General features: G+C 42.7%; 16 protein-coding genes, 3 pseudogenes and 2 riboswitches. Of the genes and pseudogenes, 7 read left to right on the top strand and 12 right to left on the bottom strand.

The features are described 5' to 3' along the window. Window positions 1-5: 5 nt before the first annotated feature. Window positions 6-383, bottom strand: a complete 378-nt coding sequence (locus tag FJQ87_RS13865) for a hypothetical protein (RefSeq protein ID WP_140933116.1) — start codon at window positions 381-383, stop codon at window positions 6-8. A gap of 827 nt (window positions 384-1,210) precedes the next feature. Here FJQ87_RS13865 and FJQ87_RS13860 point away from each other — a divergent pair. After that, window positions 1,211-1,903: an IS6 family transposase gene (locus FJQ87_RS13860; RefSeq protein ID WP_140933115.1), complete on the top strand. Its 693-nt coding sequence runs from the start codon at window positions 1,211-1,213 to the stop codon at window positions 1,901-1,903. Window positions 1,904-1,962: 59 nt separating this feature from the next. Here the strand turns inward: FJQ87_RS13860 and FJQ87_RS13855 are convergent. After that, a pseudogene (locus FJQ87_RS13855) lies at window positions 1,963-2,510 on the bottom strand (transposase); the annotation flags it as partial. 24 nt (window positions 2,511-2,534) lie between these two features. Next, entirely contained in the window at window positions 2,535-3,962 is a 1,428-nt protein-coding gene (locus FJQ87_RS13850; RefSeq protein WP_140932605.1) for an IS4 family transposase, read from the bottom strand. Between the two features lie 228 nt (window positions 3,963-4,190). After that, window positions 4,191-4,274, top strand: a riboswitch (cyclic di-GMP riboswitch). A gap of 140 nt (window positions 4,275-4,414) precedes the next feature. On the opposite strand from FJQ87_RS13850, the gene FJQ87_RS13845 reads away from it, so the two are divergent. Beyond that, a complete protein-coding gene (locus tag FJQ87_RS13845; protein ID WP_140933114.1) occupies window positions 4,415-7,663 on the top strand; it encodes a M66 family metalloprotease in 3,249 nt (1,082 codons plus the stop codon). 132 nt (window positions 7,664-7,795) lie between these two features. Here FJQ87_RS13845 and FJQ87_RS13840 read toward each other — a convergent pair. Both FJQ87_RS13840 and FJQ87_RS13835 read right to left on the bottom strand, forming a co-directional pair. Continuing rightward, a pseudogene (locus FJQ87_RS13840) lies at window positions 7,796-8,221 on the bottom strand (IS3 family transposase); the annotation flags it as partial. A 21-nt stretch (window positions 8,222-8,242) separates the two neighbouring features. Continuing rightward, window positions 8,243-8,794 (bottom strand): annotated as a pseudogene (locus tag FJQ87_RS13835) (integrase core domain-containing protein); the annotation flags it as partial. Window positions 8,795-8,907: 113 nt separating this feature from the next. Between FJQ87_RS13835 and FJQ87_RS13830 the strand changes: the two are divergent. Together FJQ87_RS13830 and FJQ87_RS13825 are read left to right on the top strand one after the other, a co-directional pair. Then, on the top strand, window positions 8,908-9,150 hold the full coding sequence (locus FJQ87_RS13830) for a type II toxin-antitoxin system RelB/DinJ family antitoxin (RefSeq protein WP_140934134.1): 243 nt from the start codon (window positions 8,908-8,910) through the stop codon (window positions 9,148-9,150). Then, window positions 9,140-9,424, top strand: a complete 285-nt coding sequence (locus tag FJQ87_RS13825; protein WP_140933113.1) for a type II toxin-antitoxin system RelE/ParE family toxin — start codon at window positions 9,140-9,142, stop codon at window positions 9,422-9,424. The genes FJQ87_RS13830 and FJQ87_RS13825 overlap by 11 nt, the downstream gene beginning before the upstream one ends. Window positions 9,425-9,693: 269 nt before the next feature. On the opposite strand, the gene FJQ87_RS13820 is transcribed toward FJQ87_RS13825, so the two are convergent. Beyond that, entirely contained in the window at window positions 9,694-11,121 is a 1,428-nt protein-coding gene (locus tag FJQ87_RS13820; protein WP_140933112.1) for an IS4 family transposase, read from the bottom strand. A gap of 36 nt (window positions 11,122-11,157) precedes the next feature. Next, complete coding sequence (locus FJQ87_RS18780; RefSeq protein WP_206194347.1) at window positions 11,158-11,373, bottom strand: hypothetical protein; 216 nt, start codon at window positions 11,371-11,373, stop codon at window positions 11,158-11,160. Between the two features lie 50 nt (window positions 11,374-11,423). On the opposite strand from FJQ87_RS18780, the gene FJQ87_RS13810 reads away from it, so the two are divergent. Continuing rightward, window positions 11,424-12,979, top strand: a protein-coding gene (locus FJQ87_RS13810; protein WP_140933072.1) for an IS3 family transposase whose coding sequence is annotated in 2 segments (ribosomal slippage) — window positions 11,424-11,886 and window positions 11,886-12,979 — 1,557 coding nt in all. Because the reading frame shifts where the segments join, the coding sequence is not laid out codon by codon here. Here the strand turns inward: FJQ87_RS13810 and FJQ87_RS13805 are convergent. Next, the gene (locus FJQ87_RS13805; protein WP_240778743.1) at window positions 12,976-13,182 is read right to left on the bottom strand and encodes a hypothetical protein; all 207 of its coding nucleotides are present in this window, start codon (window positions 13,180-13,182) and stop codon (window positions 12,976-12,978) included. The two genes, FJQ87_RS13810 and FJQ87_RS13805, sit on opposite strands and share 4 nt — an antisense overlap. 79 nt (window positions 13,183-13,261) lie before the next feature. Here FJQ87_RS13805 and FJQ87_RS13800 point away from each other — a divergent pair, with 79 nt between their 5' ends. Beyond that, complete coding sequence (locus FJQ87_RS13800) at window positions 13,262-13,861, top strand: MarR family winged helix-turn-helix transcriptional regulator (protein WP_240778742.1); 600 nt, start codon at window positions 13,262-13,264, stop codon at window positions 13,859-13,861. Between the two features lie 297 nt (window positions 13,862-14,158). On the opposite strand, the gene FJQ87_RS13795 is transcribed toward FJQ87_RS13800, so the two are convergent. From FJQ87_RS13795 to FJQ87_RS13785, 3 genes are all read right to left on the bottom strand, one after another. Next, window positions 14,159-14,728: a PIN domain-containing protein gene (locus tag FJQ87_RS13795; RefSeq protein ID WP_140933111.1), complete on the bottom strand. Its 570-nt coding sequence runs from the start codon at window positions 14,726-14,728 to the stop codon at window positions 14,159-14,161. Further along, window positions 14,728-15,213, bottom strand: a complete 486-nt coding sequence (locus FJQ87_RS13790; RefSeq protein WP_240778741.1) for an excisionase family DNA-binding protein — start codon at window positions 15,211-15,213, stop codon at window positions 14,728-14,730. The genes FJQ87_RS13795 and FJQ87_RS13790 overlap by 1 nt, the downstream gene beginning before the upstream one ends. 251 nt (window positions 15,214-15,464) lie before the next feature. Beyond that, window positions 15,465-16,013 carry a hypothetical protein gene (locus FJQ87_RS13785; RefSeq protein ID WP_240778740.1) on the bottom strand — a complete coding sequence of 183 codons (549 nt, stop codon included), beginning with the start codon at window positions 16,011-16,013 and terminating at the stop codon, window positions 15,465-15,467. A 177-nt stretch (window positions 16,014-16,190) separates the two neighbouring features. Here FJQ87_RS13785 and FJQ87_RS13780 point away from each other — a divergent pair, with 177 nt between their 5' ends. After that, window positions 16,191-16,682: an IS66 family transposase gene (locus FJQ87_RS13780; protein ID WP_240778739.1), complete on the top strand. Its 492-nt coding sequence runs from the start codon at window positions 16,191-16,193 to the stop codon at window positions 16,680-16,682. Window positions 16,683-16,732: 50 nt separating this feature from the next. On the opposite strand, the gene FJQ87_RS13775 is transcribed toward FJQ87_RS13780, so the two are convergent. Further along, entirely contained in the window at window positions 16,733-20,134 is a 3,402-nt protein-coding gene (locus tag FJQ87_RS13775) for a M66 family metalloprotease (RefSeq protein ID WP_140933110.1), read from the bottom strand. A gap of 82 nt (window positions 20,135-20,216) precedes the next feature. After that, a riboswitch (cyclic di-GMP riboswitch) is annotated at window positions 20,217-20,304 on the bottom strand. Between the last annotated feature and the right edge of the window lie 88 nt (window positions 20,305-20,392).

The following is a 20,392-nucleotide window of genomic DNA, read 5'->3' as shown; positions in this document are numbered from 1 at the left end:
TCTAATTAATGGATGTTGAGTGGGTTTGGAATATTTAAGCTACGCAAGTTTTGTTGTTGTTTTAATATTGCGAGTTCTTCTTTTAATCGTTGAAGTTCTAGCTTTTGAAACTCAACTTCATTGTTATACATGGCTGAACAATCAAGCCTTTTACTGCCGCCAAAGTTAATGCTAATACCGACTTTGGCGCCTTTATCTTCAACTGGTAAATTACCGTAGTAACGATTACTTTCTTCTGAATAGACATCGGCGGTCAGATTGATGTGGCCTTTACTATTACTTTGACATTCAGCGCCAGAAGCGGTTCTTACTCGGTCGTAGGCTGCGGTGCTAAAGCTTGCTGCAAGTATGAGTAGGGATAATATGTTTTTACAGTAGTACAAACTTGCGTTCTCACAGTATTGGTAAGGTTGTCAGATAAAGTACAAATTTCATTGATCGCAACCTTATCTTTTAAGTTGCGTACTAAGGTTTTAAGTTTCACTGATTCATGGGCTTTTAAACAGTAACGCTCAGGTGTGGGTTGGTTATTCTGTAATTTGACGTAGCACATGGGCTTGTCGTACATATTGGTTAATGTATTCTCTACTTGTGTAATTTCACTCAATACATTTTGTTTAATTTCACTAGGGTATTGGCTGTGTGCATTTACATGTAAGCTAAGCAATACGATTAACCCTGCTACTATTCTTTGTATACACATTGTTGTTCATGAATTGCTAATCAAGCGCGGCATGATAGAAGGTTAAGTTAAATTAATCAAGGTAATTGCTAATTAATAAATAATTAGTATCAAGTGTGGCAAATATTAGTTGTAAATATACAGTTGTTATAATTAACAATTTATATTATGAAAATTGTTGTTGGTATATTTAATCATCATTTAGTGTCGAATCTATACTATTATCTCGCTACTCATCTGTTGTTGTCATATACAACATTGCTGCCTTCTTATATCTAAAGGGGTGAATTGTGAGGGGGGCGTGGGTTTTATTGTTATTGAGTGTTGGTGGCGATATTCATTTGTCTGCAAGTTGCTCTTATTTTGGTGGCCAAGAGTCATCGATCGTCAAGTAATTGGCACACTTATAATGGCGCTGGCAATGTTGTTAACATCCGTCGTGGTTGAGCTCAGGGGTCTATTTTGGGTTCTGTCGCAAACTGAGGAACAGGTTTATCATGAGCGATACTCTCTTAACTAACATCATCAATGTCACTAAACTTTTCTGGACGCCATTTCCCAACAGATATCATCATGCAAGCCCTACGATATTACCAGGCCTATAAACTAAGTTACCGTGAAATTGAGGAGATGTTCGCTGAACGTAATATCCATTTTGACCACTCAACACTGAACCGTTGGGTTATCAAATATGCGCCGCAACTCGAAGCCGTATTCAGGAAGAGAAAGCGTCGAGTATCAGGGGCGTGGCGAATGGACGAAACCTACATAAAGATTAAAGGTCGCTGGGTTTACTATTATCGCGCTGTGGATAAATACGGCACTATTATTGATTTTTATTTGAGTGAGACCCGTGATGAACCTGCTGCTCGGGTGTTTTTCAATAAAGCTATCAACCAACATGGCTTACCTGAAAAGGTCGTCATTGATCAAAGTGGGGCGAATGCTGCGGCATTAGAGTCCATTAATATTCGTCTTTGGCTGTCTGGTTGCATGTTGTTTATGATTGAGGTTTTAGCCATAAAATATCTGAATAATATTGTTGAGCAAAGCCACCGGAAAGTGAAAGGTAAAATGCATCAATGTTTGGGTTGGAAGTCTTGGGAAGGTGCCGAATCAACGCTTGCTGGCGTTGAACTTTGGTCCATGATTAAGCAAGGGCAAATGAACACCACCGAAAAGATGACACCATGGGAACAATTTTATTCTTTAGCTGCATAATTGTATCTGAGAGATCCTGCGCCCTTAAAATATAACAGCAAGATCTCAGTTTGCGACAGAACCATTTTACGAACGAGATAGCGACCAACCTGGTAGCCTTCCTTGCGCAATTTCTTCACCATTTCACGATTACCTAAGCTGCCTCGACTTTGCTTAAATAGCTTTCGAACAAGGCGATAAAGCTTCAGTGTTTCAAGACTTATCACGTTTGCAGGGCGTTTATGCCAATCGTAATAGCCTGACTTACTGACACTCATTACTCGGCATAACAGCGCAGTAGGAAACTGGTTAGATAACTGTTTAATGAAGCGAAATTTTACTTCATTTCTCTCGCAAAGAAGGCGCTTGCCTTTTTTAGAATTTCTTTCTCCATGCGTAGTTCTTTGTTTTCTCTACGTAATCTCTTTAACTCATCACGTTCAGATTCTTGTAGGGCGATACCCTGTTGCAATGCTTGGTGTTTTTCCTTCCAGTTATAAAGCAGGCTTGTGCTAATCCCAAGAGACTTTGCTGCCTCAGCAATACTATAGCCCTGTTCTAGCACCATTAAGACGGCTTCGTCTTTGAATGTCTGCGGATAACTTTTATGTGATTTTTTTAAACTCATATCGACCTGTCTCTTGATCAGATCTCATAGCGTTTCTCCGGCTTCAAATAGGGCTTTGGCTAAGCGATACCCCTTTACCTGAGCCTGAAGATCATCCCATCCCTCCCAAATCGTGGACCAGCTGGCCATTCCCGTGCGCTTGCTATCATTAAAGCCTCCTAGTTTGGCCAAGGATTGATAAGCCCACTTCATATTTGGGGCTTCTTTGCCTTTATGTCCCCTTGGCTTGTAGAGCTGCATCAGTACTCGCCATTCATCATTCTCTAAGACATTGCTGCAGCTTTGATTTTCCATGCTTTGCGCTGCTTCGATTTGCCCTCTTTTTCTCAGATAAATTGGCAGGCTCATCACTTCCCGAAGTTGCAGTAGCCGCACACCAATAAAGCAAAGTATCGAGGCCGCTCGCTCAAGGTTGTCTGGCGATGTCATGCGTAACCTTTCAACCCCCGCGCCGGTTTTCCACGCCTTATGAAAGTCCTCAATGCGCCATCTAGTGGTATAAATATCAATCACATGAAGTTGCTGCGCCAACGTGTCAATCGGCTCACTGGTCAGTAGCATCCAAGATAGTCCATCTTCACCTTGGGGAGGATTGAGCTCTTGTGCGTACACCACATTAATCGCATGCTGCTGATGATTATGTTTGATGTTAACCGCACTGGCTTTGAGGGTGAGTTTGGCTGTTCGCGAGGGACGATTCTTGCTTTTCCCACTGGCTTCCTTTATGCCTTTTTGTGGGATGGCGATGGTGTATCCGCCGGTAACGGGATGACTATCCATGTGCTCAAACAGCTTAGCCTCGTATTCTACTAGGTTTCTTGCATGTTTTGCCCGCACCACAAACCGTTCACTATGTGATTGTTTATCCGATAAATAATGCATGATATCCGCTTCTCTATCACACACTGAGATCACTCGCGACATGTGAGCCTGCAAGCGTTGCCGCGTAAAATAGGATGCATCGGCCCATTTACCGCTCTCTTTTTCATCGGCCTCGTTGGGATTATCAGGTCGACACCACCAATCTTGGTGGATCAAGCCCAAGGTCCGAGAAGTATGGCTATCCAGTAGCAAGACAGAATGAACCCACCAACCACGAGACTTATCGGTAGGTTTGCCTAATTTCCCTAATTCAGACGCCACACTGTGCTTATAACTCAGGGCTGTCGTGTCTTCGAGAGCAAGTATTTCATTTATATTTTCAATCGCTTGGGCAGTGCGAGCAAAACCGGCGGCTCTGATCATAGATGGGCTAACATTATCATTGCGGATCAATCGATAGGCTCCTTCGAGTTTGGCATCTTCACCATTACAAGATCTGGCAACCGATTTACCGCTGCCAACCGCCATGTGTTCAGCGACGACGGTTAACCTTGCCGCTCGTCGTTTATCACCTAGCTCAGCATGATGAAAGTGATCATATGCCCATTTGTTCGGGTTAAAAATTGACATTAAAAATGATGAAGTGAGTGAATTTGCATGATCTGATCATCGCCAGTCAAGAAAGTTCCATGTTTTGCTAATAATTTGTGTAGAAGAGACAGCATATCGACCTCTTAATTTATTGACCATACTGTCTCAAAATTAAGTGTCCGATGGAATTAGACCAGAACAAGGATTACCAACCGGCGTGGGGTGGATCAATTTAAAATGGCGTTTTAATTCCAAGTTAAGATATAATTAAATTAATGGCAAACCAGTAGAAATACTGAGACGCAAAGCTTCCGGTCTAAGGGGATTACCTAAGATAGCGGAGTTGCAGAATAATTAAATAGCAAATATTTGTTTAGATTTAGATTTAGATTTATACTTCGTGTCTTTATTTTCGGACTTTTGCTTGACTAGATATTTGTAATCGCTTTGTTTGCCTTATTGACAGTTTTTAAACTCATTAAGGAATATCAATGAAAATAAAACCATTAACTCTTGCTATTAGCAGTTTGCTGATGAGCATGTCGGCGAGTACAATTGCTAATACCAGTTCTCCTTCCAGTCAGTTGCTAATGCAGCAGATGCAAGATCAAGTCCAAGCGCGTATAAATGAGGTAAAAGCTCTGGCTGCCGATCCGACTAATATCGAAATTGTTGATGGCAAAAAACGCCTTAAATACGGTGAATACCGCTATGAAATACAGCCTAATGGTAATCCCATGTTCTTTCCGTTCATCGCTGGAGATGAATATGCCGATAATTCTGCCGCTGCCATGTTTGATTTTGTCAAAGCTCCATGGAGGCTGATTAATGAGTGGGATGGGGTATTTATTTTCCATGACCAATTTGGCTACACGCCACTCGATGACAATAAGAAATGTAACATTCGCTATCTTGCTGCGACCCATTCAAATCAATTAATTTTTACTGAAAATGAAGACTGTTTGCCTATTGATAAAAGAACGATAGATGCCTTAGGATTTATTGATGAATTACCAGTAGAAAATCATTTGGTAGGTAATTTTGCTGCTCAGGTTCGCTTCATTCAAAATCAAACCTCAGAACCGACGAGCAATGCCGATAAATCACAGCAAAAGTTAGTAACACATCGTGAAGCATTGCTTGTTCTGACCCCTGAAAAAGACAGCCTCGATGAGAAGACGGTTGTGATGCGGGTATATAAAGAGGGGATGTTGGTTGAAAAACGTGTTTTGACTAATCCAACTCAGTTGATGAAAACCGACCGGGTAGGTCAGGATGATCGTCCTGATATTCAATTTTCTAAGCGCTCTTATTCAAGCGTTTTACCCTGGCACTGGGTTGAGCAAGGGCTGAGTTTTACTTTTATGACCTATGATGGTCGCGAAGGGGAACTATCAGCAGATTCAATAGAGTTTGGTGCGCCAATCCATGTTGATATGCCAATGATCCGTATTGGCATGTTAACAGAACCCCCTGCGTCGAAACCACTGGAAACGCATGTTGGTAATTATGGAGCTGAACTATTCCAACGTTTTCCTTTTTCAACCCTGACAATCAGTCAGTATTTACCCGTGCAACTCGACAAAGTTGTTACCGCACGCGGTGAGGTCGAAGAAGAATACAGTTACTATGAACATCCAGATGTTTACTCAGGTGATCTACGTGAAGAGATCACTAAATCATTAATCCAAACTGGGATCAATAATGCTAACTATGGTATTACCAGTACCGCTGGCACGCAACAATGGCATCCGGCAAATTATCCTTCTGTCGTGATCGGGCATTCTATTGGTCGCTATATGAATAAGGATGGTGCTATTGAAAATATCACTCACGGTTTATCGGGTGGCAACGGCATGGCATTATTGGTTGATTCAATTGGCAATGAAGTTACGCATGAAATTGGTCATGCGTTCAGTTTGTGGCATTGGCCTGGTGGTCCAGATGTCTATTACCATAGTACCAAAAGTGGCTGGGGCTATGATGCTTATCGGGGGCGCATGACCGATAACGTTGTGTGGTATGACAATGGATCGGGTGAAAGAAATTTTGCTAATATTGTTGGCTTTGGAAAAGACCCAATGGCGGGAGGAGATTCTGACTCACGCGTAAATCATTATCCTTTGTTCACCGGCTACACCTCTAAAGTGATGCAAGATTATTTAACAGGTTATGACTTTTTGGATATGGATAGCCCAAGTGGATACGTCAGTTGGGATGCTGAGCAGCAAACGCTATCTCCAGTGTCAACTACGACCAAGCTAAAGCCTGTGCTACAGGGTGTGGATGTTATGACAATGGTGGGTTACTACGATCCACAAAATAGTAACACGAGTCACATTTATCCGCCAATGTATGGAAGTTCGGGGCAAGTTTATGATTTGCCGTCTCCAAAAATCGGTCAATGTTGGGCATCTGTGACGTATATTGATGGCAAAGAGCAGAAAATTGCTCTGCATGGTACGCGTTATGATGGAACCAGTAATAAATTCCATATTAACCTAGCCCGCGCTGCAAAGCCACAATCTATGTCTATCCACTGTCCTGAACGTGCTTTACAAGATATGGTCATTGAGCAGTTACTTGAGAACTTTAACCAAGACCGTTTCTTTGACTGGGGTGAGAATGATCGCCAGGGTACAGTCGGTGACATCTTTTCTTATCATCGTAATGGTCGTATTGAACTGTTTCGTCTGGAAAGAAGCAGTTATTGGTACTTCCCTGATGTAGGTGGGTCTAATAAAGACTGGACATTTGTCGGATATATTGATGCATTTGTTGAGGAATATGTGTCAGAGCAAAAACCAGGTCACGATATGTTAGGACAGGTTAAACTGGCAACAAGAACCTTTACTGCGAATAATGAATATCCAGCACGAGCCGTCACCTTTGGTAAAGGACAGGGTTACGATATAGGAGTTGAAAACTCTCCTACGTTCGATCTAGTGCCTGAGTTAAGAAATAGCGATTTCGCCTCGATAGATGAATTTGAGCGTAGATTATTATCGTTAGAGGTATATCAGTTGTTTGCTGGTAACTACCGTATTAATGACGGAATTCATGCAAAAGCTCGGTTTGTAGGCGCTTTGTATAGCCAATGGAATCTTGATACCGATTCGCGTGATTACTTTCTTATGAAGCATGTGAATGCAGGTGCACTGCCAAGAGCGCAAATGAGTAACGAAGATTGGAAATACTTAGGTTCAGCTGAGACGTATGTAAATTTGGAATTGAACCCAATTTTGCTTGATCGCGAGGTGAATGATCATGCTACGCGTATCAAACGCTATTACGGTGTTGATTCATTATTTAGCTGGGATCAACGTATGATGACCTTGCAACCTTTCGCTATTTTTGTTGATACACTTTCGGATGGTAACCATGCATACTTTATGCAAAAAGTAGCAGGTCAAGGAGGCGAATTTCCCACTAGTGAAGAGTCCAATACGGATTGGTATTTCTTAGCGACAGATAGTTCACTAACTGCAAAATTAGCTTCTTGGAAAGATCAACAAACCTTTGAACAAGATGTCTTAGATTGGTACCGCCAAAATGAATTCGGCCAATGGGGCAGTAACGGTAAGTACGGCACCGTCGGAGATATTTACGATTATAATTATGGAGGAAAAACCCACTATTATCGCTTAAAAACAGAGTGGTATAGCTACTTTCCTCACCCTAGTTCTAGTCCTGGTGTAGATGTTAGTAATCACCATTGGCAATATTTAGGCTATTTCTAATCGGTAAGAACAAATATCAGAGTTGTATACTACTCTTTAGATAATTTCATCCCCGTTAGTTTATGATTAGCTGCGGGGATTTTTTGGTTAGATCGCAGATGTTTTTGTTGCACTGGGCTGGTCTTGTACTGGTCAACTCAAACTGGACACTTTTAGTTGAGAATTTTCAAACTCTACTGGTGATAAATCATTATTAGCTGAATGAAGGCGATCTAAGTTGTAATACCTCATATAAGCGGCCACATCCGACTTCATAAACTCATTTGTTGGTTGACTAACCTTAAAAATCCAATCGTGTTTTAAGCTACCAAAGAAACGCTCAACAACGGCATTATCCCAACACGCGCCAACATCACCCATGCTGGCTCGGATACCATAACTCGAGAGCAGCCTACCGAATTGCTTACTGGTATATTGCGAGCCTCGGTCACTGTGAAATACCAACCCTCTTACCGGTCGGCGCAGGTTGTAAGCTTTCATTAATGCCTTAGATATCAAATCCGTGGTCATGCGTTTGTCTATGTGCCACCCCACAATCCGGCGTGAATATAAATCCATTGTAACCATCCCTTATATAGATCATATTTTAAGAGAGTTTTCCTCATTTAATCGCTCATACATCTTGGGCGGTAGATCGTTCAGTGATTCATGTGGCCGATCATAATTATATTCTTCAAGCCAACTATCTGTGATTTCCCTAACTTCAGTCAAGCTATTGAACAAATAGCAGTCTAATACTTCATTTCGATAAGTCCGGTTAAATCGTTCAATAAATGCATTTTGAGTTGGCTTACCAGGCTTAATAAAGTCTAACTTGATACCGTGTTGTTCGGCCCACATCTCAAGTGCATGTGAGATAAACTCTGGCCCATTATCTTGTCTTAAGCGCTTTGGGTAACCACGATAGGCTGCGATTCTATCCAGCACTCGTATGACCCGTTGCGCTGGTAAGCTTAAGTCCACTTCTATCGCTAAAGCTTCACGATGGTAGTCATCAATCACATTAAAAGTTCTGAACGACTTTCCTGAAAACAAGTTATCGCTCATAAAATCCATTGACCAGCATTCATTTGCCTTTACAGGAACGGCTAGTGGCTCTGGCTCACGTGAGGGTAAACGTTTTTTGCCTTTACTATAGCGCGACAATTAGAATGGCCGTTCAGTTACAAGCTGACACTTTATTGTCTTTAGTGTACCGATTTACTACAATGTGTGTACAAACGCCATTACATATTGAGGTTGGTATGGGAACAATTAGTATTCGTATAGATGATGAGCTTAAAGAGCGTTCTTATGCTGCGTTGGATAAACTAGGCATCACACCTTCTGAGGCGTTGCGTCAAATGCTTGAATATGTCGCCACAAGGGAAACTTTGCCATTCAAGTCTGTGCTGCTAACCGCAGAAGATGAAGCCTTGATTGCTTTAGTTAAAGAACGTTTAGCAAACCCTCTAAGGGGGATTGAAGTGTCGCTCGATGATCTATAAGTTAGAGTTTGATCCCCGCGCACTAAAGGAATGGAAGAAGCTCGGAGATCCCATTAGACAGCAATTAAAAAAGAAACTGGCCGAGATCCTACAACATCCTCATATCGAGGCCAACAAACTTAGAGATCTCCCTGACTGTTACAAAATCAAATTGCGCACATCAGGTTATCGCTTGGTATATCAAGTGCAAGATGAACGCATTACCGTGTTTGTAGTCGCTGTAGGCAAGCGTGAACGATTAGCAGTGTATTCAACAGCAGAAAAGCGTCTTTAACCGAGGTGTAAATCAGTTCTCTTGAGATTTGATTCATGGTAAGGCAAAAAACGCCCCGCTGGAAGGAAAAACGGGGTGAAATCGGGCGCTGTTGTGCCTGGCGTGAATCAGTCTGAGGCAGACTGATTCACCGGCTCATTTCTATCAGATTAGAAAAAGTATTTTGAAACCTTAAATACTTTGTTAACTCTGCAGCCTAACTTAAGTGTCTACAAGTATCAGGCCTTATCACACAGCGGCCTCCTTTAGGACTGTCTCTTGATCAGATCTCATAGCGTTTCTCCGGCTTCAAATAGGGCTTTGGCTAAGCGATACCCCTTTACCTGAGCCTGAAGATCATCCCATCCCTCCCAAATCGTGGACCAGCTGGCCATTCCCGTGCGCTTGCTATCATTAAAGCCTCCTAGTTTGGCCAAGGATTGATAAGCCCACTTCATATTTGGGGCTTCTTTGCCTTTATGTCCCCTTGGCTTGTAGAGCTGCATCAGTACTCGCCATTCATCATTCTCTAAGACATTGCTGCAGCTTTGATTTTCCATGCTTTGCGCTGCTTCGATTTGCCCTCTTTTTCTCAGATAAATTGGCAGGCTCATCACTTCCCGAAGTTGCAGTAGCCGCACACCAATAAAGCAAAGTATCGAGGCCGCTCGCTCAAGGTTGTCTGGCGATGTCATGCGTAACCTTTCAACCCCCGCGCCGGTTTTCCACGCCTTATGAAAGTCCTCAATGCGCCATCTAGTGGTATAAATATCAATCACATGAAGTTGCTGCGCCAACGTGTCAATCGGCTCACTGGTCAGTAGCATCCAAGATAGTCCATCTTCACCTTGGGGAGGATTGAGCTCTTGTGCGTACACCACATTAATCGCATGCTGCTGACGATTATGTTTGATGTTAACCGTACTGGCTTTGAGGGTGAGTTTGGCTGTTCGCGAGGGACGATTCTTGCTTTTCCCACTGGCTTCCTTTATGCCTTTTTGTGGGATGGCGATGGTGTATCCGCCGGTAACGGGATGACTATCCATGTGCTCAAACAGCTTAGCCTCGTATTCTACTAGGTTTCTTGCATGTTTTGCCCGCACCACAAACCGTTCACTATGTGATTGTTTATCCGATAAATAATGCATGATATCCGCTTCTCTATCACACACTGAGATCACTCGCGACATGTGAGCCTGCAAGCGTTGCCGCGTAAAATAGGATGCATCGGCCCATTTACCGCTCTCTTTTTCATCGGCCTCGTTGGGATTATCAGGTCGACACCACCAATCTTGGTGGATCAAGCCCAAGGTCCGAGAAGTATGGCTATCCAGTAGCAAGACAGAATGAACCCACCAACCACGAGACTTATCGGTAGGTTTGCCTAATTTCCCTAATTCAGACGCCACACTGTGCTTATAACTCAGGGCTGTCGTGTCTTCGAGAGCAAGTATTTCATTTATATTTTCAATCGCTTGGGCGGTGCGAGCAAAACCGGCGGCTCTGATCATAGATGGGCTAACATTATCATTGCGGATCAATCGATAGGCTCCTTCGAGTTTGGCATCTTCACCATTACAAGATCTGGCAACCGATTTACCGCTGCCAACCGCCATGTATTCAGCGACGACGGTTAACCTTGCCGCTCGTCGTTTATCACCTAGCTCAGCATGATGAAAGTGATCATATGCCCATTTGTTCGGGTTAAAAATTGACATTAAAAAAGATGAAGTGAGTGAATTTGCATGATCTGATCATCGCCAGTCAAGAAAGTTCCATTTTTTGCTAATAATTTGTGTAGAAGAGACAGCTCCTAATTCTTTCAATAACGCTGAAGTGTAGCGTGTATTTTCTTTTAAAGAATAACTGCCATCTTCGGTGTTATCAAGCTTGTCTGAATCCCCCATTCCAATCATATCAATAGCAATTAAACGTCCTTGACCTTCCCCCTGTGTCAGGATTGTTGTCACCCTTAAATAATCATTATTTTTAAAGACAGGGTGCGGCAAAAGAGAACGATATGGCTCGGTATTCACCAGAACGTAAAGAGGCGATCCTTAAAAAATTATTACCGCCTCACAATTTAACGGTCGCAGAGGTTGCTCGGGAAGAAGGCATTGCGGTGCAAACCTTGTATCATTGGCGAGATATTGTCAGAAAAGAAGGTCGCCCCGTGCCAGGTAAAACATTAACAACTGATGACTGGTCAGCTGAAGCTAAGTTTGCGGTACTCATTGAAACAGCCCCGCTATCGGAAGCCGAGTTAAGTCAGTATTGCCGTGAAAAAGGCTTGTTCCGCGAACAAGTACAGCAGTGGAAACAGGATTGTTTAGCTGGTTTTCAAACCTCAGAAGTACAAACCAAAACCATTAAACAGCAGGCCAAGGCTGACAGAGCCGAAATCAAATCATTGCAACGAGAATTGCGCTACAAGGAGAAAGCGCTGGCTGAAGCTGCTGCGTTACTGGTGCTCAGAAAAAAGCTCAATGCGCTCTGGGGGGACGACAGCGAGGAGAGCTAACTCCCTTGCCTGAGCGCATAGAATTGATTGCCTTAATTCAAGAGGCGTATACCAATGGTGCTCGCCTTTACAAGGCTTGTGCTGAAACTGGACTCAGTAAACGCACTTATCGACGTTGGTATCGAGCAGGCCAAGTGCAAGCCGATTTAAGACCAATAGCGGCTCGACCAGAACCGACAAATAAACTCGAAGCACATGAGCGACAACAGATATTAAGTGTGTGTAATCAAGAGGAATATGCCAGCTTACCACCGTCGCAAATTGTGCCGACATTATTAGATAGCGGAATTTATATCGCCTCAGAATCAAGCTTTTACAGAGTGTTAAATGCTCATGGTCAACTTAACCATCGTGGTCGCACTCAGGCTGCTGTTAATCGAAGTAAACCGTTAAGTTATCGGGCTGATGGGCCCAATCAAGTGTGGTCGTGGGACATCACTTATTTGGCTTCAACCGTCAAAGGCCAGTTTTATTATCTGTACATGTTTGAAGATATTTACAGTAGAAAAATAGTGGGTTACGAAGTTCACGAACAAGAATGCGGTGAGTACGCCGCCGCGCTAATCCAACGCTGCATGTTACGCGAGCAATGTTTTAATACGCCATTAGTGCTGCACTCTGATAATGGGGCGCCGATGAAGTCACTGGCCATGAAAGCCAAGCTAGAAGAACTCGGTATTACGGCATCATTAAGTCGGCCGCGGGTGAGTAACGACAACCCCTTTTCAGAGTCGTTATTTAAAACCTTAAAATACCGACCACAGTGGCCAAAATCGGGTTTTAGCAGTTTAGCTGGCGCAAGAGAATGGGTTGAGAAGTTTGTGAAGTGGTACAACGATGAGCATAAACACAGCCAGCTCAATTTTGTCTCACCAGGACAACGTCATGCTCAGCTAGATAACGCGATTTTAGCCAAGCGTAAGGAAGTGCTTGAAGCGGCAAAGGCAAGAAGACCGACTCGCTGGTCTAAAGACGTGAGAAATTGTGAGGCGGTTGGAGCCGTGACCCTAAACCCAGATAAAGCACCAATAGAAGGCGTAATAAATGCAGCTTAATATTTAAGCAAAGAGTGACAACTATCTTGAAAAACACCGCCTTCAAGGTACGGAATAATATTTCGCCATAAAAATATAGATGTTGGATTACCATGTAAAAATACGATTGGATCACCAACTCCGTGTTCAATATAAGCCATTTTTTTACCAAGAATGGTTTTGAATTTTTTTTCATAATGTAGGACTTCAGTATCAATTTTCATTATTAGCTCGTTATCAATAAAAATAAAGTTAATAGCTCTTAGATAATCATTAACACACACGAAAATGTGTGAGTGACTCATGTATTTTTTGGAAGTATTGCAGACTATTTGTATTTTGTCTATCGTTTTTTATGACTCAGTCATATACAATACTTCTATGACTGATAATAATTATTTAAAGAACCTACTTGGTGCATGTGCAACAACAATAGCTTCTAATATAGAAATGGAAGTAGCAGAGCTCGATGGGCGTAGCCTAAGCCATGAAGCCGCTTTAGTTGCCATTAATAATCATCCCAATGATGGTATAGAGATGCTAAGTAAAGTGCTTGGGCTGACTCATTCAGGATCTGTTCGCCTTGTGAATAATCTAGTACATGATGGGTTTGTAGATCGACATCGAAGTAAAATAGATGCTAGAGCTGTTGTTTTATGCGTTACTGATGCAGGACGAGATCGTGCAAATAAAATACTTTTAGCACGTGAAAAAATAACAAGTAGTATTCTTGATATTCTTGGTGAGAACGAAAAAGAAACGATTGTTCCTATATTAGAAAAGATCCTTTCATCAATGACAGACAATGTTGTTGAAGCCAGACGTATTTGCCGCTTTTGTGATGAGGGCGTGTGCAGAAAAGCAGGGTGTCCTGTAGAAATTGCCACAATAATAAAAGCCTAAAATAGAAGGAAGGTTCAATATTAAAACTGTTTCCCAGTAATTATAAATTAGTTATTTTTTTCTAATTTTTGGGAACAAAACCGCCTTCGGCGAGACTAGTTTTCGGTATAGCATAAGGTTATTCTGCATCTAACTGAGTATCTGCCGAGCTAATTTCAATGCTCTTTCGGGCGATAAAACATATCATTTTGTTAACTCGGAAATGGGCAAAAATTGGTTAGCAAGAAGGCTGCACAAAATCTTAGTATTTGGTGCGTGAATCAGACTAGGTAAGTCTGATTCATCGAAGGGTAAGGTTCATAGCATTAATTCAAATGGTCTCAGCTTCGAAACAAAAACCGGTAATTTTTGCTTTTGTAAGCAATTTAAAAACTCTGATACTGTCATCGCGGGATTCTTTAAGCTACTTCTTTGCTGTTGAGCAGCTTTGATACAAGAGCTTGGATCTAACTCAAACATGTCGCACAAAAACTCATCAGGATGGATAGCTGATAGTTCAAGTATATTGAGTTCTGACTCAGGAAAATCCTTAAGATTAAACGTTATGATGGCCTCTGCGTGCCCTTTTAAAGCCGCAGCAACCACATGCCTATCATTCATATCAGGCAGTGTTAATCCTTTAATTAACGGCTCATACCCTTCAATAAGGCAATCAGGTACATTTTCATTAATCAGTTGTTTCGTTCGTTCTAACATTGCTTCTGTGATGCGTGGATTATTCAGCAATACATTACGCATCCATTCATCATGGATTTGCTCAGTCCAGCGAGCCCTAAATAAGCCCGCATTTGCTAAATACATCAAATAACTACGAAGTGGCGCGGGATACATGACACACGCATCAAAAACAACAGTATACGAAGCCATTAGTAACCCATACCCAATTCCTGATCTAATCTGGAAAGCTCATCAAGTGTTGACAAACGTTGAATTTCCAGTTGCTGCTTATATTTTATCACCGCAGAAAATGGCACTTTTCTTCGATTACCGACTCGAGTAAATGATATTTCACGTGAATCTAATAACTTGATAAATGTTGGTCGTGACATATTCAAAAAATCAGCGCCTTGTTGTGTGGTCATTTCGGCATGTATGGGAGTGATGTTAACAGAATTACCCTGTCCCAATTGCGTCAACATTTCAATCATCATTTTCAATACGCTAGAAGGTAAAATGACATCATGTGATTGACCTTGTTTATCAATTACACTTATTTGTTGAGCCTCACCGTTACTTTCAATAACAGCAGATAACTCCTGGCTGCCCAACCGAGCCATTGCGATTTGTTCTGCGTTCGGTAAAGTAGTCATGTTCATAATTAATCTCTCAAATATTGGAAAAATTTGTTCCAACCGTCATTATCCGCAATATTCGAAAAATGTCAACATTCGAAATATTCGCAACCACACAGAATCGCTTCTACAGTTGAATCAGTCTGGTGTAGAGTGATTCACTGGCTCATTTTTGGACAAAAGCGTGATAGCTCCTTTGCTCTAACTTGTCAGTTTCGGATTAAAATTTCTATGGAGATAACATTTGGTTAAGGCGCGGGCTTTAGTCCGTCCCAGTGAGCGAAGCGAACGATTTGAACCATTTGTTAAGCTTATTCATAAGGCAGGTCATCTGGATCAACCCCCACATAATCTGGTTCTGGCAAAACTGGCAGACGATATGCAAGTAAGAATTTACGCCCCTCTAAAAAAGCTTTTACCACTCTGTGCATACCGTCCATAACTCGCCCGTCAGGGCAGAGAATTATTGGATAGGAAAGGTCAGTAGCTTCAATTAGACGGATGTGATCTGCAATGGATTTGCAGGTTGGTTTCTCACCTTCCAAGCTATACCAGTAGGGCTCATCTAATTCACGTATGTCATTTAGTAAATGCTCAGTAACCTCTAGGTCTTTTGTGAGGCAAATTAGATTATCAACATCCCAGGCCTGAAGCCCTTTGTTGCTGTTTCTGAGGTGGTACTGTTTTCTCATAATGCCTAACGTCTTAGTATTTATGCGCTGCGCTGTTTGCTGGGCATAAATCGCTTGTTGGACTTGGCCGCTGCCACATCCGTGTAAATGGGTATGAATAATGCTATAGGAATTTGCTTTTTTGCGGTAGCGATTTTTTATACAGTTTGATGGGTAATCACTTGTCAACTTAGCTTTTACAAGCTCACCCCTTTAGGGGCGACGTAATTGACTTCGGAGCTTTTTTTCGTTTCAGCATGATACTTTATTATTTAGTGGCGTTTTGGGCTTCCTAAAATAAAGTGCTACTGGATAGCTCAGTATGAAACTTTATTACCGCCCCACACCAAGGGCAACACCAACATTGTGCTATATGACTATCATAACAGCCGTGCAGGCCAATGTGCCGTTGACTTTCTTGAGGAATTCTCTGGTTTTCTGCAAGTGGACGGCTATCATAAGAAAGCAGGCAAAGCAGATGTGGCACTGAACCTTATCGGTAAACTTTACGGTATTGAGCAACAAATTAAAGGTAAATCTGCTGGCGAGAAATATGTGATACGTCAGCAAAAATCCAAAATCATCATAAATGAACTTCATCAATGGCTGTTACAGCGTCAAGATAAAATCCCACCGAAAATGGCGTTGGGTAAAGCTATCCAATACGGACTGAATCAATTTGAAAAATTCAGGCGTTACTTAGATGACGGCCGCCTTAGCATAGATAACAATCGTGCTGAAAGAGCAATAAACCCCTTTGTGATAGGTCGCAAGGCGTGGCTATTTTCAAATACGCCACAATTCCTAGCAGGCAAAAAAAACAGCCAGTGGTATTACTCACTGGCTGTTTATCGTTGATGATACTTTAGTTTTGGCTACTACATTCGTAGTGAGCGCATTATCTGTGGCTACTTATAAGAGTATTGGCCATGCTTACTACTAAATATCCAATCATTGCCGTTTGACCATTTAATGCCTTTCACTTGCACGCATTGATTACCGGCATTGATAAAGCCTGCACCGTAAAAACTATCACTTATCACACTGCATAGATTTTCATGACTGTTTTTGGCAGGTACGCGCTCACCTGTATGCTCTGGATTCCACAAAGATAACCACTGGAATTGGTTAACAGTGGACTCAAGGCGCTGCTCTTTACCCGCTTGTACCACACTAATATCATCGCCGCCAGTACAACGGTACTCGTTAGTCACTAGTCGCTCGACATAACCGTGCACAGTTTCTACCTTGCCATTGATGGTAAGATCAAAGCGACATAAAGGCAGTTGTTGGTCGCGCACTCTCATGGTGGCCAATACATTTTTATCGCGGATTGATAAGCTATCTAAGTCCATGGCATCGGAGTGATCAAACCAGCCTTTACCAATAGCTGAATCTAATACTTGATAGCCGTGTTCCTGACCTATGATCACTGCTTCTGGTAAGTCTTCAATCCCAGTGGTTAATGATGGCGTTAAGCTATCGAGGATGGTGACACCCTCAGCGTCTTGGCAACTTAGCGTTACATTACTGAGTTCTTGCTGTGGCAAGTTGATGTGGAACTTATTACTTTCATTTGCCCCTAAGCGGTTGCCGGCTAAGTCATAATTCATGCTCTGACCATTTTTACTGATCACATCAAGTCGGCACACATTAACATAAGTGTATTGTGGCTGTTCAATCCGGTTCTGGCTGAGGCTATAACTCCACGCATTGCGGTTACTATGGGTTATTCCAGGTATTTGAACACATTTGTTGCCCTGAATAAAACCCGCGCCATTATGGCTAGGAGTGTTGATATCAGTAAGTAAGCATAGTTTCACTTCACCGATATCAGGTGTCGGTGTATAGACAACATTGCCACGGCCATAAGGGTAGAGTACTGAATAATCACCAGCTAAAGATGCCATATCCTGCCATGTGCCAGCAAGGTTCCAACGCATATCATCACTCGCACGACAAGTATTGGTGGCGGGTTCGACATGACCAACTAAATTAACCGTTTCTGCTGTAGTCGTGGTAAAGCTAAATTGGCACAAACGTTTATGGCTGCCATTATCGATAATGGTTTTCCAGCTAGATAAGGATAACTGTTCTGGCGTTAGGTCGCGATATTCATTCCAGCCGCCTTTGATGCTTGGACCTGAGTCAGGTGCTTCATAATCGGTTGCGGGTGGTAAATCAAACACATTTCCGTAGTTGCCGTAAAGTACTGGATAAATCTGACTTGGGTTCACACCCGTAGGATCGTAAATACCCACTAAGGTTGTCACAGGTATGCCGGTTTTTACTGGTGCTGGTGCTGTAGTGTTGGCTTCTACATAGGTTTGTTGCGCTTGATCCCATGTGGCATAGTGATAATTACCGTCAGGTGTTTGGTTAAAGCCACTATTTAACCAAGCTTGCGTGCGGCGTGCTTGAGTTGGGTGTTCAAGGGTAAAGTTACTGACTAAACCAATTTTTTGCTTTTCACCACCGGCTTGGGCGTCATGCAAAAAGCGGAATGTCTCTAAATATGGTAATGAGGTTTCGCCGCCCGCACTTGATATCGCTGGCGCACCGCGCCAATCGATATTGCCGATAAAGCGGTTAAATACCTGATCCCAGCCCCAACCGCTTTGCATATCATGCACTGAGGCCATGCTCGGATAGTGGCTTCTGCCAAAGTTATGTCCCACTTCATGAGACCATTCATTACCTGTGGTTGCTTCCAAGGTTAAAATGCCACCACCACCGCTACCGCCATGCACTACGGTTTTGTTTGAGCCATTGTCTGGATGGGTGTAAACGCCGACATTAGTGTGCGCTGTCAGTTGGTTAAAACGGCGATTGTAGGCCTGTGAATACCCCCCTGAGGTAGTAATGCCGACGTTAGCATTATTAATACCCGTTGAAATTAACGCTTTACCAATGGCTTCGCGCATATCACCGCTATGCCAGCCACCATCAGTGTCACTGCGTTCAGTGTACACTTTGCCATTAGGCATAGTGACAGTTTCAAAATGGGCAGGGGCATATTGGCCCATCACTAATTTAGATACTGGGATTTTTTGAAAATAATCACTGGCATGTTCAGCAGTATTGTTAGCCATGGTATTGCGGCCACGTGGCTTAGTTAACATGCCCATGTCGATGTTTTGGATGACTAACTCAGGCGCGCCGCCAAAGGTAATACTGTGCTGCGCCAATTCTGAACTGCGGCCATGATTATCGATAAACTTAAGGGATAAGCCTGGGGTCATCCAATTCCATTGAAGCGGCAAGCTCCAGACATCATGGCCAAAAATGACCATTGGCCGACCGTCAACGGCGTATTGGTCAGTTTTGGGCTGATTGGCGGGCGACTGCATGATTTCGCGCGCGATAAGCTCGCCTTCAAAATACACCTCAACCCATAACTGGTTAATGTCGTTAAGCTCTGGCGTCACTAGCAGCATGGCAGCACGGTTGATCACGACATCCGGCGCATTTAACTCATCATTGCCAAAGGGGGCGGTTAAGCTGTGACTTTGCATCAAGGACACATGGGCGGCAATTTCACCATCAAGGTGATTTAAGTGGCGAATACCATCATGAAAACCCGCTTGACTGGTTTTGGTGGTGAGTGTAATCGGTTCTACGGCTACACACCCTGTGGTATTACAAGCTTCCAGGGCTAATTGATAATCAGTGTTTGGTGACAGATTACCTAGGTAGAACTCAGGGGCGGTGGCGTTAAACATTTGCGTTTTAGTTGACGGTGAACTTAAACTCAGCTGATAGTGATTACCTTCCACATGGCCTTGCCAAGTGGCAGTGGCACCAATATCAAATATGCCAGACAGGGCAAAGTCAGTAATCATAGGCGCGCTGATACACTCAGTCTTTTCAAAGCGCATTATCTTATCTTCGCTGAAACTGGGTTCTGGAAAATATTCGACAAAACAACCCTGAGTGTCGCTACTCATGCTGCCAAAATCATCATGAATGAAATAAAAACCGTAGTTATTATTCATCACTATGTCCCATTTATCATTTAAAAATGGGAACGCGGCATAATAAGGGGCTAGGGCTTCTTCGCCGCCATAAGGGAAAGGAAATTTAGGGTAATTATCATCATGCAGTTCAAAACGATAGTCGTTATAGACAATAAAGCGTTTGTTACCATCAACAATCACGCCATCATTAGCTTCACCGCGCTGTTTCATGGCTTTAATGACGCTAAACGTTTGTTCGGCAGCTTGCTGCATAGTGACTTCGGCCTGCGCCGCTAACGGCACCAATGCACTAGCTATCACTAAGGCGAGAGGGGAGAAACGAGTTTTAAACATATATCTTCCTTATTGAGCATAGAAATTCAATAAGGCAACACGCATTACTAGACTTGCCGCACAAGGCGACAAGTCTGATACCAATGGCATCCCCGCTATCATAGGTACAAACGCCCCTTAGACCGGTGGTTTTGCGTCCCAGCCTTTCAACTGGTTTGCCTTTTTCAATGTGTCAGCAATTTTAGCTGATGATTAATATATGGAATAATTAATCTGGTGTCAATGGTGATCTCTGCCTATGTAATTGATTGGTATGGT

The sequence above is a fragment of the Shewanella sp. SNU WT4 genome (genome assembly GCF_006494715.1).
Taxonomy (GTDB): Bacteria; Pseudomonadota; Gammaproteobacteria; order Enterobacterales; family Shewanellaceae; genus Shewanella.
The sequence above is the reverse complement of the archived record's forward strand: the minus strand, read 5'-3'. Positions and strand labels throughout refer to the sequence as shown.

Coding starts and splice junctions, on each gene's coding strand:
- FJQ87_RS13820 (WP_140933112.1), bottom strand. CDS start 11,121: ATGTCAATTTTTAACCCGAACAAATGGGCATATGATCACTTTCATCAT.
- FJQ87_RS13805 (WP_240778743.1), bottom strand. CDS start 13,182: ATGAAAATTGATACTGAAGTCCTACATTATGAAAAAAAATTCAAAACC.
- FJQ87_RS13860 (WP_140933115.1), top strand. CDS start 1,211: ATGTCACTAAACTTTTCTGGACGCCATTTCCCAACAGATATCATCATG.
- FJQ87_RS13800 (WP_240778742.1), top strand. CDS start 13,262: ATGTATTTTTTGGAAGTATTGCAGACTATTTGTATTTTGTCTATCGTT.
- FJQ87_RS13825 (WP_140933113.1), top strand. CDS start 9,140: ATGATCTATAAGTTAGAGTTTGATCCCCGCGCACTAAAGGAATGGAAG.
- FJQ87_RS13775 (WP_140933110.1), bottom strand. CDS start 20,134: ATGTTTAAAACTCGTTTCTCCCCTCTCGCCTTAGTGATAGCTAGTGCA.
- FJQ87_RS13795 (WP_140933111.1), bottom strand. CDS start 14,728: ATGGCTTCGTATACTGTTGTTTTTGATGCGTGTGTCATGTATCCCGCG.
- FJQ87_RS13850 (WP_140932605.1), bottom strand. CDS start 3,962: ATGTCAATTTTTAACCCGAACAAATGGGCATATGATCACTTTCATCAT.
- FJQ87_RS13845 (WP_140933114.1), top strand. CDS start 4,415: ATGAAAATAAAACCATTAACTCTTGCTATTAGCAGTTTGCTGATGAGC.
- FJQ87_RS13830 (WP_140934134.1), top strand. CDS start 8,908: ATGGGAACAATTAGTATTCGTATAGATGATGAGCTTAAAGAGCGTTCT.